A 14,980-nucleotide genomic window follows, 5' to 3' on the forward strand; every position below is an offset into this window, starting at 1 on the left:
GCTGAGTGCTGAGTGCTGAGTGCTGAGTGCTGAGTGCTGAGTGCTGAGTGCTGAGTGCTGAGTACGTGATACTACCTCTTTTAACTCCTAATTCCTAATTCCTAACTCTACTCAGCACCAAGCACTCAGCACTTTCTACTCTATAAGACCATGTTTAAGAGCAAAGCGTACAAGCTGCGCGCGGTTGTTAGTTGCTGTTTTTCGGAATAAACTGCTAACGTACTTTTCTATAGTACGTGGGCTAAGATGAAGTTTATCACCAATTTCCACATTGGAAAGCCCTTCACTAATCAGTCGAAGCACTTCTTGTTCTCGATTACTCAAGTGTTCAAATAAGTGTGCTTTTTCTACAGATATAGGATTATTTTGATGGTATAACTCCTCATTGTGCGATAAACGATATTCGGATTGAATAATTTGTGAGCGTTCCAAAAGATTACGAATCGCTGCAGCTAATTCTTCCAGTTCAAATGGTTTAGGTAAGTACAAATCACATCCTGATTGATAACCCAAGATGCGTTCTTGAGTTTTGGTTCGTGCTGTGAGTAATATTACAGGTAATAAACGAAACATTGACTGCTGACGAACTCGACGAACTAGTTCGTAACCATTCATTCGTGGCATCACAATATCTGTGACTATCAGGTCGGGATGGCAGCGTTCTACCATTGTTAAAGCCTGTTCACCATCATCCGCAGCAATTACTGAGTAGCCAGATAATTCCAGATAATCACTGATAGATAAACGAGTGCCTAAATCATCATCCACAACAAGAATTGTCAAGGGCATGGTCTGTAAACCCCGACTTACAAATTCGACGTTATAAGCACTATGAATCACCACAATTAAACAAGAATAGTACTTTTACTGTCCATACTATGACACTATTATCCTTCTATAACCGTCGTTTGGTATATTTATAAAGAAAATCTTAAATTAATAAATTATGTTAAGTTTAGTGTACTTATGTATTATAAATGATTTCTTAGTGCTTGAAAACAAATTAGGACTGGCGCCTACAGTGGTTCTTAGGTAAAAACTGTACTATAAAGGCAGTTGTGTACTTACATGGGAGAGTAAACCTTCGCACGCATCAACAAGTAAGTCAATCACTTGATTAAACCCTTCGGCGCCACCATAGTAAGGGTCAGGAACTTCTGTAAGAGTGTGACGCGAGCAAAAATCACACATTAATTTGACTTTATGATGAAACTGTAATGAAGTATCGAGAGCTAGAATATCTTGTAAATTATCTTTATCCATAGCGAGAATGAGGTCAAAGTCTTTTAAATCAGATTTTTGAAACTGCCTAGCTCGACCTTGGAGCGTAATACCTAGTTTTTGAAGAGCAGCTGTATTCATACGACGGTCAGGGGAACTACCAATGTGATAACTGGAAGTTCCTGCGGAGTCACAAATAATCTGAGAACTTAAAGCATTTTTCTGAATCAAATGGTTCATAATGTTTTCTGCTGATGGAGAACGACAGATGTTACCAAGGCAGACAAATAAAAGTTTGTATGTCATAAAGTTAATCAAGATTAATAAACGTTTCAGATTCCCGACTTCTTCAAAGTTATCGGGAATCAAAATTAACTAAAATCCAGGCAGTTCCAGTCCGCTCGTCAAATCTTCCATTCGCTCGCGCATTGTAGCTGTGGACTTGATGTAAGCGTCCTTCATGGCAGCAGTAACTAAATCAGACAGTACTTCTGCTCCTTCGTTTAAGGCATTGGGAGAAATTTCTACCCGTAATGGTTCTTGGTTGCCACTGACAACGACCTTAACTATACCACCACCCGCTTCGCCTTGAATTTCCATCGACTCCAACTCTTCTTGGAGCTTTTTGGCGCCTTCTTGAACTTGCTGGGCTTTTTTGAAAGCGTCGGCTAGTTCTTTCATTTTACCTAAACCGAAGCCAAATCCCTGTCCTTTACCTGTCATAGTTGCGCGCTCCGCATAATCTTTCAATAACAAATCTATTTAATTATAGATGCGGTAGGTAAATTGACCATTCTTTATACCAGGAAAGAACAAAACGAAAGAGACGGAAAAAGAAATGACTAAAATCTTTGTCCGATGCCGAAGTGGAGACGACTTTCACCTTGGTCATTAATACCGTAGTCCGCGCGTAGTAAACCAAGAGGAGAATCAAATCGAACACCTGCACCATAGCCAAAGCCACTTCCAGGTTTACCACGTACTCCAGCGGGATTACCTATTACTGTATCACCCGAACCTAAATCAGAAGCATAATCAGCAAAAACAACACCACCTAACGCTTGAATTATGGGAAACCGATATTCAGCAGAAGCAAGTACGTAACTGCGACCGCTACCGACGTTACCAGCGTCATAACCGCGTACAGAGCTTGGACCACCTAATGTAAATGCTTCGTATGGAGGCAAGTTACCTAAAACTGTACCTGCTTGGAGATTAACTGCAAAAACTTGAGGCTGTTTACTTTTGTAAAGTTGGACAGGAACATACTGGCTGTAATTTGCCTGAAGTCGGTTCATTGAAATATTGCCGTTACCCAGAGGAACTGATTGTTCAGTACTAAGTTTGAGTATCGAACCGTTGGTAGGGTTAAGAGGATTGTCACGCCGGTCTTTCGTTGCTGTCAGTGAAACAGTTGCTAAGTCATCAATACCTGTTCCACTTGCCGTTAAAGGATTACCGAGTTCATCATTAGGAGTTATTTTGCCATCACGGTCGCGTATACTAACACGTTCATAGTTAAAACCTAATGAAGCATTCCAGTCATCAAGAGGACGCTGGAAGCTAATACTAGCACCAACTTTACCTTCGCGGATTTTGTCACCGTTGGCTAATTTAATATCGCCATTCAAGATTTCTGAAAGTCCGCTTTTTCGGAAAGCGTTGATAGTGTAGCCAATGCGGTCGGGGTCTGTAACACGGTAGGGACTGTTAAAGGTGCTGTCAAATAGCAAATCACGGCGCCCGACTTGAACGTTTGCGCTTAAAGTATCGTTGATACCACCGACGTTTCGGTCTTGGTAGTTGAGTGTGCCTAAAATACCTTGGTCAGCGTTGTAAGTACCACCTAAATTTATTGAACGGGCGCCTGTTTCTTTAACTAAATAAACAACATCGGTTTTTGTTGCATCACCATCAAGTGTGACGTTAACGCTTTCAAATATACCCAAGCCGTATAAGCGCATCACGTCTTGACGCACAATATCATCTTTAAATATGTCACCCGACTTTAACTTTAATTGTTTGGTGATAAAGTCTGTTTTAGTACGTCCGGTTACGGGTTTTCCCTTACCATCAACCGTTTCACCGTTATCATTTACAAACTTGAACTTGATATCACTTACCACTCCTTCCGCAACATTAACTGTCAAAATACCTTGTTGGTCAGGTTGAATTGAAATAACGCGCGCAAGACTGTAACCATTATTCTTATACCACTGGTTTATTTTTTGTACAGTTTGCTTTAAACCTGATGGACTAATATCTTTACTCAGTATGTCTTTAAACTGTTCAAGAGCAGTTTTGTATGTTAATGCCTTGGCGCCAGATAACTGTATAGACCTTACAACCAGAGGCTGTACTTGATACATCACTCTTAAGCCATTGGGTGTATTTGTACTACTTGCACGCGCGCTGCTAAATAACTTTGTATCTAATATGGCTGCTACATCTTTCTGGGTTTGAGCAACACTTGTGTCTCCCCCAACTTTAGTTTTAATGGTTTGACGAATAATATCTTGTAATTCTTGAGTGGCGCCGACTATTTGTACATCAACCGCTGGTACTACAAGATTTGGGTCTTCTGGAGTTGGTTGTACAGTTGGTACAGGCGTAATAGGTTTTGGGGCAGGTGTGATAGGCGTCGGTTTATTAATATTGTTAGTTGTTGGTTTTGGAACAGGTGTAGGTTTTGAAGCAGTTCTTACTGAGGGAACAGGAATTAGGACTGGTGCTTTGGTTTGCGTTGCCTGTACGGAAGGAACAGAAATTGGAACTGGTGCTTTGGTTTGCGTTGCCTGTATGGAAGGAACTGCAATTTGAACTGGTGCTTTGGTTTGTGTTGCCTGTACAGAAGGAACAGAAATTGGAACTGGTGCTTTGGTTTGAGATTGTTGAGATTGTATGGAAGGAACAGGAATTGGAATTGGTGCTTTTTCGGTGTTTCCAATTGGCTGAGTTTTTATGACTACTGAATTGTTGCTAGCACGACTTTGCATAGCAGCAGTATTCTGGGAGAATTGGGGGGAATCAGCGGTTTCAGGTTGAGCAACTGTTTCAACTCGTGCCGAAGTGCTATCAAGTGTAGGTACTACTATATTACTTTTGTTTGCAACAGGCGCCGTTCCTGAAGTAGGAGCAGCAACTGCTTGAAGAGAAAAATTGCCAGCAGAAACACTGGCGAGTGTTAAAATTGCAGCCGAAGAAACTCGCATAAAATTTGCCTGATTTAACTGGGAGTTAGTTGTAGCGAGGTAAAGCAATGGGGATAATACTAACTTCCAGCACCGAGAAAATGCTTGCCTTCCCCATTTTTCCTCTTAACTCAACTAGACAGTTAAGTAGTGCTAAATGTTCCAATACATACACCACTTTTACTCCCTATTTCTTAAGTAATTATTAAAATATGACTTCACAGCTACGGTTACTGGTATTGAGCAACGGTCATGGCGAGGACATAATCGCGAGTACGATTTTACAAGAACTCCGAAAGTGCGAAAACCCACCGCAAATCTTTGTCCTGCCTTTAGCAGGAGAGGGACATGCGTATAAAAAACTCGATGTGCCCTTTATTGGTTCTGTGCAAGCAATGCCTAGTGGTGGGTTTGTATATATGGACTCGAAGCAACTAGTACGCGATGTAAAAGGAGGCTTGATACAGTTGACGTTGAGTCAAATTAAAGCTGTTAAACAATGGGTCAAAACTTATTCGGGTCATCCAAGTGCTGTTTTAGCTGTTGGCGATATTGTACCGTTACTATTTGCTTTCGTTAGCGGCGTTAATTATGCGTTTGTTGGAACTGCAAAATCTGAATATCACGTGCGTTCGGAAGTTGGGCTATTGAAAAGAACCAATAAAGGCGCCTACTGGGAAAACTTTTCAGGTTCAATATACCATCCGTGGGAACGTTGGTTAATGACTCAGCGCCGTTGTCAAGCGGTGTTTCCTAGAGATTCATTAACAACAGAGATTTTACAAAAAATGGGTGTAAGAGCATTTGACTTAGGCAACCCAATGATGGATGGACTAGAACCGTCGTTCCCTACATACCGTTCTTACAGTATTGATGCTGAACACAAAGAAATGGTTCGCCCTTTGGTTGTGACTTTGTTGCCTGGTTCGCGCGCTCCCGAAGCATATGCAAACTGGGAACAAATAATGATTGGTGTTTCTTCCTTACTAGATAGTATGGGCGTTCAAGTTCCAACACATACCTCTAGGAATTTAGTATTTCTAGGTGCCATTGCCAAGAGTGTAGATTGTAGTATTCTTTCTAATGCTCTAACGAAGCAAGGTTGGGAACGTATTTCATTAGAAGAACTACCTTTCAAATTTTCCGACACCAACGCCTTAACATTTAAACTAAAAAATAATTATTTCGTCCTAACACAAAACGCTTATAACGACTGTCTGCATATGGGGGATATGGCAATAGCAATGGCAGGAACCGCTACAGAGCAATTTGTTGGGTTAGGCAAGCCCGCGTTTATAATACCGGGTAAAGGTCCACAATTTACCCCTGCATTTGCCGAAGCTCAAAGTCGTCTCTTAGGCCATTCAATAATTTTAGTTGAACAAGCTGCCAATATAGGTCAACAAGTACAAAACCTCTTTAATTACCCTGATAAACTACACGCAATTGCAAAAAACGGTCTAAGAAGAATGGGCAAGTCAGGCGCCGCACAACGCATTGCAGAATGTATTTTAAATAAATTAGGCTAGTATTTGCAACGGATAAACGGATGTAACGGATAATTTATTAATTACAAACAAAATTTTGGTGCGTGACACTACCAGTCGAAGGGCTTCGTTTTAAAACGTTAGTAGTGTCACGCACCCTACTGCTCAAAATTAACTATCCGTTATATCCGTTTATAATCCGTTGCTAATCTTCCCACCAACAAAACTAATCGAACAATTAAATAGAACAAACGTATGGTTTAATCATAATAATGTAATGTGATGTGGAGACGTTATATGTAACGTCTCTACAACGGCGCCATTAAATAAAATTCAATTTCGCGGAACAAGAAAATGCTCGTTTGCGTGAAAAGCTTCGCAGCTTGGGCATAGACCCAGATGCACTGTAGGGACTCCAAAAACAAGGATACTTGAAAAAGTGATACTATTACCGTTCTCATTACCACTGTAAAACTACTGAATCATGCTGATATCCTTGTCAAATACTTCAGGATTTACCCGGAAGATTTTTCCAGAAACATCATGATAACTTACACATTAGCGTTCCTCTGCTATCGAGGGCGGTTACAGTCCGTCCTCCAGCAGTTTTTTTACAGTTTAGCTCACGTTCGGGCAACTGTCGTTATTTTGTGAGAAAAAAATAAATTTTGAAGAGTTGAATAGTAATTACAGGCTAATACAGGCACCACGTTTTATACTACCGAATCTATAAAGCATCAAAAATCAAGGTAAAGTCGGAATATCGAAGTCAATAAAAGAGCAGATACTATAGGATGTAGCAGCAAGATTTTTTACCAAACGTAAATCGAGCGTCAACAAAGTGGTATTAACTCGCTGTGAAAGAGCAACATAAGAAGCATCGTAAGCAGAGATATTGTGTTTTTACAGCTATATTTGCTGCATCCTCGATTAAATCAACCGTAGAAACCACATTTAAGGGAAAAGCTTTCAAAGAAGCTAGGTCTTTTTGAATATCCTAAATTAGATATTTTTACTTTCACAAATAAGCGTGTGTCAAATTATAGAGTGATTATTGGGAGTTGGTGCGTGGCGCTATTCGTCTTGTCGCTACGTTGATGTTTTGTGATGGCGCCACGCACCCTACTCTCGCTTCTATTCTAGGTTATTGTTGTTGTACGCCTATTATTTCGCTGCTGGATATTTTGTCTTTACGCGCGGGATTTGGCGCCAGTTCTGTTGGCGAAGCTGTTGCTACACCCCATTCTGTAGTTTTCTTGGTAAGAAATGTATCTTGCTCTTTGCGGTATTTAACTAAATCTCCGCTTTTGTTCATTATTGCAAACCATACCGTTCCTTGGTTTTGTGTTGGTAATGCTCCGACTAATGCACTCACGGTATCCAAACTACCTGATTTTACTACTGAGAATTTGGGAATTTTTCGCTGTTCCAATACTCCTTTATCTTGTCCTGTAACTGTAAAAACATCCCCAACTGTCATGTTGTGTTGTTGGAGATATTTTTCTATAGCTCGAAACATTCCCACTGCCGCGCGTGGAGAAATTTTGTTTTCGTAGGTTAACCCTGAACCATTGATCAGGTAAATTTCGTCTTGCGGTACTTCTGCTGCTGCTGCTGCTTTTTGTGATACCACAGAGGCGCCACCAACTGCCGAGGCAAACATTTCTGCCATTGCGTTGTTACTATAATTGTTCATTTTTTTGAGCAACTCAGCAACGGGGTAAGAGTTATGACGTACCAATAACTTAAAGTCAGGGGGAACGGATGGTAAGGTTTTAACTTTGCCGTTAATAACAACTTGAGGTTTTGCTGTACCTGGAGGCAGCGTTGCGTATATATTATTAACCTGACGATTCCAAAGACGACTATTTAAGGCAGTTTGAAATAATCTTCCTACTGTTTCCGGGTCACGACTAAAGTTCATATAGAACTTATCTACCAGTACCAAATTACCAGTAACACGTTTAATACCCATTTGGTTAAGGGTATTGCCTAAAGGAATAGCTTCTTCCCATACAAAAAATGGGTCTTGACCTCCTTGAACTATCAAGTCACCCTTCAAAACCCCATTTTCAATCTTTCCATTTGTACCAAATTGCGTTACAAATACATGGTCGGGACCAAAAGTTTCTAACGTTGCCAGGGTTGTGGCTACTTTAGATATGGAAGCAGCGGTAATTGGAACAGTTCCTTGATGATTTGCCAAAAGTTTATCACCTGATTGCATCCAAACTCCGTGAGTCTGCTGATTTGAACCAAGTGGTGCTATAGATTTTAGATACTGCTCAACTTTGGCGTTTATTGCTGGGTCGGGGTTATCTGGCGCCACAGTCAAAGGTATTGGCTTTTTGATCGGCGCCACAGCATTGACAATACCATTTAAACCAGAAGACGCATTGTCAGGGGAGTTCGATGAACATCCACACATGAGTGCTAGTAAGCTGAGAGACAGTGTGGTAGTGAGGCTTAGGATTTTTTGCATCATACTGAGTTGATAGACTTTGCAAACCGTAGGCATGGCAAAGTCAACAAAATACTCTTATTAACTTTGCATCAGTCAAGGAAAAATCATACTCTGTATTTGCCATTTGTAGGTAGTTCAGAGATACAAAGTTGTAGCATAGGCATCCTCGCCTGTGCGTCCGGTCAGGCGAGACGCCGTGAGCCGACCAGAATTAATGACACGAACTACTATTGGTCTGTGTCATTAATTCTGGGGCATTGGCGCCTGTCGTCAGGTGCGTGTAGGCTGTGTGACACCACCAAAAAATTCCACTTTTTACGAAAAAAATTGTAGCCTGATCGCACCGATATTCATAGTGGAGGGTGCGTGAAAGCATTTTAATTTTTCGTTTGATTGAAGATTTTAATAGCTTTCACGCACCCTACAGTTTTTACGTGCCACTCTTTGTAAGTCATGGTATCTTCTAAAAATAAATTCTACACTTTTTTCAAATACTCCGGCGCCACGCTATCAACTAACCAAACGCCGTTATCTGAGCAGTAAAAGTTAATTCCGTGCGAGTACATTGTTGCAGCATCAACTATAAATACTACTGGTTTACCACGTCTAGCGCCGACTTTTGTAGCGGTTTCAATATCTGCTGATAAATGTACATGGTGACGGGACATTTTTAAAAGCCCTTGCTCCAATATTAAATCTACAGATTTATGTCCGGTTCCATGATACAAAATATCTGGAGGAACTTGTGGTTCTAATTGTAAATCTATTTCTACACTGTGTCCTTGATTGGCACGAATTAGGGCACCTGTTTCATCAAATGAATAACGTTGTTTATCGTCACTAGCAACTACTTCTTCTAGTTCCTGTCTACTGATAGGGAATTGATATTTTTTGCAAGCTGCTAATAGTTTGTTTACTTCTACCCAACCACCTGAAGCAAGTTCTATACCTATTCTTTCTGGTTGGTGACGTAAGTGTTTGCTAAGGTATTTACTGATTTTTATTAGACGTGGGTTTTCCATATATTTAAGGTATTTATTTTAAAGGTGGCCAGGGATGCCCGCTCCACAAGAGTTAATGCTATGTATTAACATATTACAATATAATACATGGAGAATTTGTAAAAGACAGTAAAGATTGCTATTCAGTATTCCGGGAAGAGAGGTAAGTTAAAAATAATTCAATTGCACTTATGGAGTCAGTATTATGAGTTACCAGCGTCCGGTTATAGCAATTTCTGAATCAAGGCAAGACAGGCGAGTTAACGAGATAGCGATTGCAGGACTCGTAGCAATATTTGTAGTCGCTATTTATGGGTGGTTTGTATTACCTGATACTATACCTATACATTTTGGATTGGATGGGCGCCCAAATGGTTGGGGTAGCAAGCGGATATTATGGATGTTGCCTGGTTTAGCTTTGTTTTTTTATGGATTTTTAACGTATTTAAATCGTACACCGCACAAGTTTAATTACCTTGTACCAATTCATGAAAGCAACGCGCGGCGCCAGTACATGATAGCGCTGTCAATGTTGAATTGGTTGAAAGTAGAGTTGATATGGATATTTGCTTTTATGCAGTGTATGATGTATGGCTTGGCAACTTCACAGAGTTTTAGCTGGGGAATTTGGTTTGTACCTGTGTTTATGTTGGTTGTGCTTGGGACAGTTGCTTATTGGTTGCGTCAGTCTTTAGAAGCACGATGATAAGCTAAATTTTGAGGAACCAACGGCGCCGATACATCATGTAAAGAATTATCCACCAAAATAAAACCATTGCGAGAGCAAAAAATAAAGAACCATTTAATGCTCCTGCCCAAGAAGCAAAAAGCTTTTCGTATATCCAATTAGATGTAGATGGCGCCTTTTCTCCGACTCCTATTTGGGTTTTATTGAGTATCCTAGCAAACAAACCCGAACCGACGAATAGGAAAATTGCATTTAACCCCATTACTTCTAAAGGGAACCCCAAACGTTTTAAACCTCGAACTTCAATTAGCTCATAGCATAAGGCTAATAATAGTAATGCCCATCCAGCAGTATAAACTACATAAGAACTTGTCCAGAGTTGTTTATTAATTGGGAAGACTAATCCCCATAGATGTCCAATAATGACGCAAATTAAGGCAAAAATAGCAATATTTAGGCTAGTACGGCTTTTTATCGCTTGAATACGTAGCCATGCACCTGTAAAGTATCCAGACAAAACTGTGACTACAGCAGGTAATGTACTAAATAACCCTTCTGGGTCAAACGGTCCACCCTTATATATATGTGTCCCTAAAATTAATCTATCTATATAACCTGCTAAATTTCCCTCTGGTGTCAGGTTTCCTGCACCATACCCAGGAACGGGAACTAATTGCATTGCTGCCCAATACCCAATTAATAAAATAAGTGAAAGTACCCATAATTGGCGCCGCTTCAAATTCAGAACAGCGAAGCTAGCAAGCACGTAAGCTAAACCAATGCGTTGTAATACTCCCATAATACGCAGCTTACTAAAGTCGATAGGTGCCCCTTTTAAAATCAAATCTAGAAAAGGAGAGAAAATCGCCAATAATAAACCTAAACCGAACAATATCAAACCGCGTCGTAAAATACGCCCCATAACGGAACTATCAGGGCGATTTCCGTCTTGATACTTAGCAAAAGAAAAAGCCATTGCTACACCTACAATAAATAGAAAGAAGGGAAAAACCAAATCTGTAGGTGTACAACCGTGCCAAGGAGCGTGTTCAAGGGGAGGATAAATAAACTTCCAACTACCCGGATTATTTACCAGTATCATCGAAGCTATAGCAATACCTCGGAAAACATCTAAAGAAACAAGACGTTTAGTATTCAAACTTAATTGTGCCATTTATGTAAATCAAGTAGTAAATCAAGTAATAAATTTGTAAAAATCAGAAAGTGTATTTGTGGAACAGGCATCCCTGCCTGTGCATGTATTCGTAGCATAGGCATCTTGCCTGTGCGTATATTTCTCGGACAGGCGAGACGCCTATCCTACGATTTGATATCTTATAGCTAAAATCTTGTGAACATCAAAGCTACTATTCTAAGCGGACTGTTTTTTCTGGCAGCAACCTCTCCAGTACAATCCCAACAAATTCAACCCCAGTTAAAACAAATCAGGCAACAAAACCAATTAAACAACATTACTCCCCCACCTGTAACAAGAGAATTTCGGGGTGTATGGGTTGCCAGCGTTGCCAATATTGACTTTCCTTCTCAATCCGGACTAACTACAGACCAACAAAAAGCAGAACTGATTGCTATTTTAGATAGAGCCGTACAGTTAAAGCTTAATGCTATTATTTTGCAAATTCGTCCTATGGCTGATGCATTATACGCATCACCCTATGAACCTTGGTCAGAATTTCTCACGGGTAAAATGGGACAACCACCATTTCCATATTATGACCCTCTGGAATTTGCCATAACAGAAGCGCGCAAACGCGGTTTAGAATTACATGTTTGGTTTAACCCTTACCGAGCGAGTCATATTCAAGCTAAATCAGGAGTGGCGCCAACTCATATAACTAGAACACGTCCTGATTTAGTTAGACAATATGGTAAGTACATGTGGTTAGACCCAGGAGAAAAAGAGGTTCAAGACTACTCGTTAAAAGTCATAATGGATGTAGTCAACCGTTATGATGTAGACGGCATAACTATAGACGATTATTTTTATCCTTATCCAGAACGAAACTCTAAGAAGCAGAATATAGAATTTCCTGATGAAATCAGTTATTCAAAGTATTTACGTTCTGGAGGTAAACTTAATCGTAACGACTGGCGCCGAGAAAACATTAATACATTTGTTCAAAGATTATATCAAAGTGTAAAAACTGCTAAACCTTGGGTAAAAGTTGGTATAAGTCCCTTTGGTGTTTGGAGACCAGGATATCCTGCACAAATATCCAAGAATGGGGGTTTTGATCCTTATGAAGAAATATATGCTGACTCTCGCAAATGGTTGATGGAAGGTTGGTTAGATTACTTTTCGCCACAACTATATTGGAAAATTGAACAAACAGCACAAAGTTATCCTGTACTATTGAACTGGTGGAAAAGTCAAAACCTTAAAGGGCGCCATCTTTGGGCATCAATTTACACTAGTAGAGTTGGAAATAAAGAAGATCAAAACTGGAATGCTAATGAAATAGTTTATCAAATCAAAAGCACGCACGGTATACTTGGCGCCAGTGGTAACATACACTTCAGCATGAAACCCTTAATGGAAAACCGTGGAGGACTTTCAGATTTATTATTGCAGAAAAGCTATTTAGATCAAGCATTAGTACCAGCATCACCTTGGCTAAACAACATACCACCGACTAAACCAATGTTAGAGATTCAAAAAAATACAATTTCTAACATTAATCAACTAACTTGGAAACCAATAGATAAACAACCAGTATCGTTATGGGTATTACAAACAAAAACAGGAAACGAATGGAAAACAAATATCTTACCAGCGAATCAAAACTCATATTCACTAACTGACCCCCTAGTTGATACAGTTGCTGTATCAGGTGTGACTCGTTATGGAATACAAAGTCCATCTACTGTGATTAAAATAAATAGTTTGATCCACCCAACCCCCCTTAATAAGCAGGGCTGATTCGTTCCCTCTCAAATCGGATTTGTCAAGATGGTTAGCTATAAAAATCATAAGTATGGGTAGCAATGAAATAGACTTTTAAGCACATAAATATAAGTGTGATTGTTTATTTTATCGGCGCCTTGGTAGCAAAATTACCAATAAAGATTTGCGCGAAACCCTTGATTTTTCAAGATTTTTAGGGAACGAATCAGCCCTGCCTTGGTAAGGGGGGCTAAAAACCGCTATTTTCCCCTAGCTATAAGCCTTGAAAACAGTACCTGCCATTTTTACTGTTCTGTCAATGCGTAAGTCCTAATAGTTTGGTTTTTCACCTCATTCTACTTACTTGACCTATGTCCTAGGTATTAATTATCCAAAATCTCGAATTACCTCGTTGACAATAGTACCGTCTGGATAGTACAGTAAAGTCCAGAAAGCCGTCCAGTCGGTAAACCAGTGTAAATACTTAAATCCAATATATATCAATCTTGGATTAGGAATGTTATGTTCACCATTGCAAATCCCCTTCCTAATAAAACTGCTTTCAGTTCCCGTAGCAATTTGCTGTCTCAAAATCCCCTGGCTCGATATGCTACGGATTTGTTGGATGAAACTTTAGGCTGTATGATTGTATCCCACCGATTTTCTCTTCAAGTATGCAAACCCAATAAATCTAGTCCTAGCATTGCTGCCCCGCAGACGAAGCAATAAGAGAAAACATTAACAATCTCGTTGCCAAATCAACTGTGTTCACCAGACAATTTATTATAGTTCCATCATTCAACCTCTATGACTACTACTAGCAAAAAAACAAAATCTACGTCTGCCACCTATAATGCATTGCTAGAAGCAGCAGCGCGAGTGATGGTAGCTCATGGTTCAAAGGCATTGACGTTGGAGGCAGTTGCGCGCGAAGCAGGTGTCAGTAAAGGCGGCTTACTTTACCACTTTCCCAACAAAGAAGCCTTGATTGCTGGGATGTTACAACAGGTAATGGATCAAAAAACAGCATCACTAAAGCATGAATTGGAGCAAGATGATGCACCGAATACACCGGGACATTGGCTTAGAGCCTATATCCGGTCATTTGAAAATTATAATACTCACTCTAGTCCAATGCAAACCGCTTTACTAGCAGCGGTTGCTGAAAATCCAGAATTACTCAAGCCCTGGCAAGAAAAATTTGCTGATTGGCAACGGCTAATTGAAGCAAGTGGACTCGATCCGGCGATCGCAACTTTGATTCGTCTAACGCTCAATGGTCTATCCTTCGCCTACCTCTTTGGTTTAGGAGTCCCGCAGGAATCTTTGCACAAGCAGGTAATTGAAACTCTGCTGAAACTAGCACAAGAGTAATTCGTAAAACTCCGTAATTCTACAACAGATTTCTCTCTCGTAGACAATATGTTCAGATAGTGCCAACATCTGACTCAGTTTAACTTGCAATTTTTGATACATGGAGATTTGTCATAGCGATTTAAAATTTCTACCGACCGATCCACAATTCCTGCTCAATCCTTATCCCTGGCTGGCTAAAATGCGTACTGAAGCGCCTGCTTTCTATGACCAAGAGCAACAAGCTTGGATAGTGTTTCGCTATTCTGATGTGAAACGAGTATTAAGCGAATGGAAAACCTTTTCATCGAAATCGCCCCAACCCCTTGACCGAGAAGATTTTACTCAGAGTTTACCCCAGACCGATCCGCCGAAACATCAGTCACTACGCGCCCTGGTCCTGGTACAAAAGGTGTTTACTCCCAATCGAGTCGAAGCACTAGCACCTCGGATTACCGAAGTGACTCACGAGTTGTTGGCGCAAATGAAGCAACACAAACAGGTAGATTTATTGCAAGCTTTCTCTATACCTCTGCCGATCATTGTGATTGCAGAAATGCTCCGTGTACCCCTTGAACGTCGGGAAGACTTCAAGCGCTGGTCAGACGGGTTATCAGCAGTAATCAATAATCCTAGTATTTCATAGGATTTTTGAGATTTTTGATTTCAA

The 14,980-nt window shown here is 40.3% G+C and carries 13 protein-coding genes; 5 read left to right on the top strand and 8 right to left on the bottom strand.

Going from position 1 to position 14,980, the window contains the following annotated elements:
- Window positions 1-135: 135 nt before the first annotated feature.
- From AC2JBO_RS34795 to AC2JBO_RS34810, 4 genes are all read right to left on the bottom strand, one after another.
- A complete protein-coding gene (locus AC2JBO_RS34795; protein WP_496958208.1) occupies window positions 136-789 on the bottom strand; it encodes a response regulator transcription factor in 654 nt (217 codons plus the stop codon).
- 255 nt (window positions 790-1,044) lie between these two features.
- Window positions 1,045-1,527, bottom strand: a complete 483-nt coding sequence (locus AC2JBO_RS34800; protein ID WP_496958209.1) for a low molecular weight protein-tyrosine-phosphatase — start codon at window positions 1,525-1,527, stop codon at window positions 1,045-1,047.
- 69 nt (window positions 1,528-1,596) lie between these two features.
- Complete coding sequence (locus AC2JBO_RS34805; protein ID WP_496958210.1) at window positions 1,597-1,944, bottom strand: YbaB/EbfC family nucleoid-associated protein; 348 nt, start codon at window positions 1,942-1,944, stop codon at window positions 1,597-1,599.
- Between the two features lie 119 nt (window positions 1,945-2,063).
- Window positions 2,064-4,433, bottom strand: coding sequence for a BamA/TamA family outer membrane protein (locus AC2JBO_RS34810; protein ID WP_496958211.1), 2,370 nt, complete (start codon window positions 4,431-4,433; stop codon window positions 2,064-2,066).
- A 191-nt stretch (window positions 4,434-4,624) separates the two neighbouring features.
- Between AC2JBO_RS34810 and AC2JBO_RS34815 the strand changes: the two genes are divergently transcribed.
- A complete protein-coding gene (locus AC2JBO_RS34815) occupies window positions 4,625-5,941 on the top strand; it encodes a lipid-A-disaccharide synthase-related protein (protein WP_496958212.1) in 1,317 nt (438 codons plus the stop codon).
- 1,102 nt (window positions 5,942-7,043) lie between these two features.
- On the opposite strand, the gene AC2JBO_RS34820 is transcribed toward AC2JBO_RS34815, so the two are convergent.
- Together AC2JBO_RS34820 and AC2JBO_RS34825 are read right to left on the bottom strand one after the other, a co-directional pair.
- Window positions 7,044-8,384: a D-alanyl-D-alanine carboxypeptidase gene (locus AC2JBO_RS34820; RefSeq protein WP_496958213.1), complete on the bottom strand. Its 1,341-nt coding sequence runs from the start codon at window positions 8,382-8,384 to the stop codon at window positions 7,044-7,046.
- A gap of 455 nt (window positions 8,385-8,839) precedes the next feature.
- Window positions 8,840-9,385: an RNA 2'-phosphotransferase gene (locus AC2JBO_RS34825; protein WP_496958214.1), complete on the bottom strand. Its 546-nt coding sequence runs from the start codon at window positions 9,383-9,385 to the stop codon at window positions 8,840-8,842.
- Window positions 9,386-9,569: 184 nt separating this feature from the next.
- On the opposite strand from AC2JBO_RS34825, the gene AC2JBO_RS34830 reads away from it, so the two are divergent.
- Window positions 9,570-10,070, top strand: a complete 501-nt coding sequence (locus AC2JBO_RS34830) for a DUF1648 domain-containing protein (RefSeq protein WP_496958215.1) — start codon at window positions 9,570-9,572, stop codon at window positions 10,068-10,070.
- Between the two features lie 4 nt (window positions 10,071-10,074).
- On the opposite strand, the gene AC2JBO_RS34835 is transcribed toward AC2JBO_RS34830, so the two are convergent.
- Complete coding sequence (locus tag AC2JBO_RS34835) at window positions 10,075-11,226, bottom strand: acyltransferase family protein (protein ID WP_496958216.1); 1,152 nt, start codon at window positions 11,224-11,226, stop codon at window positions 10,075-10,077.
- A gap of 177 nt (window positions 11,227-11,403) precedes the next feature.
- On the opposite strand from AC2JBO_RS34835, the gene AC2JBO_RS34840 reads away from it, so the two are divergent.
- A complete protein-coding gene (locus AC2JBO_RS34840) occupies window positions 11,404-12,993 on the top strand; it encodes a glycoside hydrolase family 10-like protein (RefSeq protein ID WP_496958217.1) in 1,590 nt (529 codons plus the stop codon).
- 351 nt (window positions 12,994-13,344) lie between these two features.
- On the opposite strand, the gene AC2JBO_RS34845 is transcribed toward AC2JBO_RS34840, so the two are convergent.
- Window positions 13,345-13,548: a hypothetical protein gene (locus tag AC2JBO_RS34845; protein ID WP_496958218.1), complete on the bottom strand. Its 204-nt coding sequence runs from the start codon at window positions 13,546-13,548 to the stop codon at window positions 13,345-13,347.
- Window positions 13,549-13,764: 216 nt separating this feature from the next.
- Between AC2JBO_RS34845 and AC2JBO_RS34850 the strand changes: the two genes are divergently transcribed.
- On the top strand, window positions 13,765-14,331 hold the full coding sequence (locus AC2JBO_RS34850) for a TetR/AcrR family transcriptional regulator (protein ID WP_496958219.1): 567 nt from the start codon (window positions 13,765-13,767) through the stop codon (window positions 14,329-14,331).
- A gap of 100 nt (window positions 14,332-14,431) precedes the next feature.
- Entirely contained in the window at window positions 14,432-14,956 is a 525-nt protein-coding gene (locus tag AC2JBO_RS34855) for a cytochrome P450 family protein (RefSeq protein ID WP_496958220.1), read from the top strand.
- The last annotated feature ends 24 nt before the right edge of the window (window positions 14,957-14,980 follow it).

The organism is Calothrix sp. CBUCES-K 9914, from assembly GCF_059640475.1.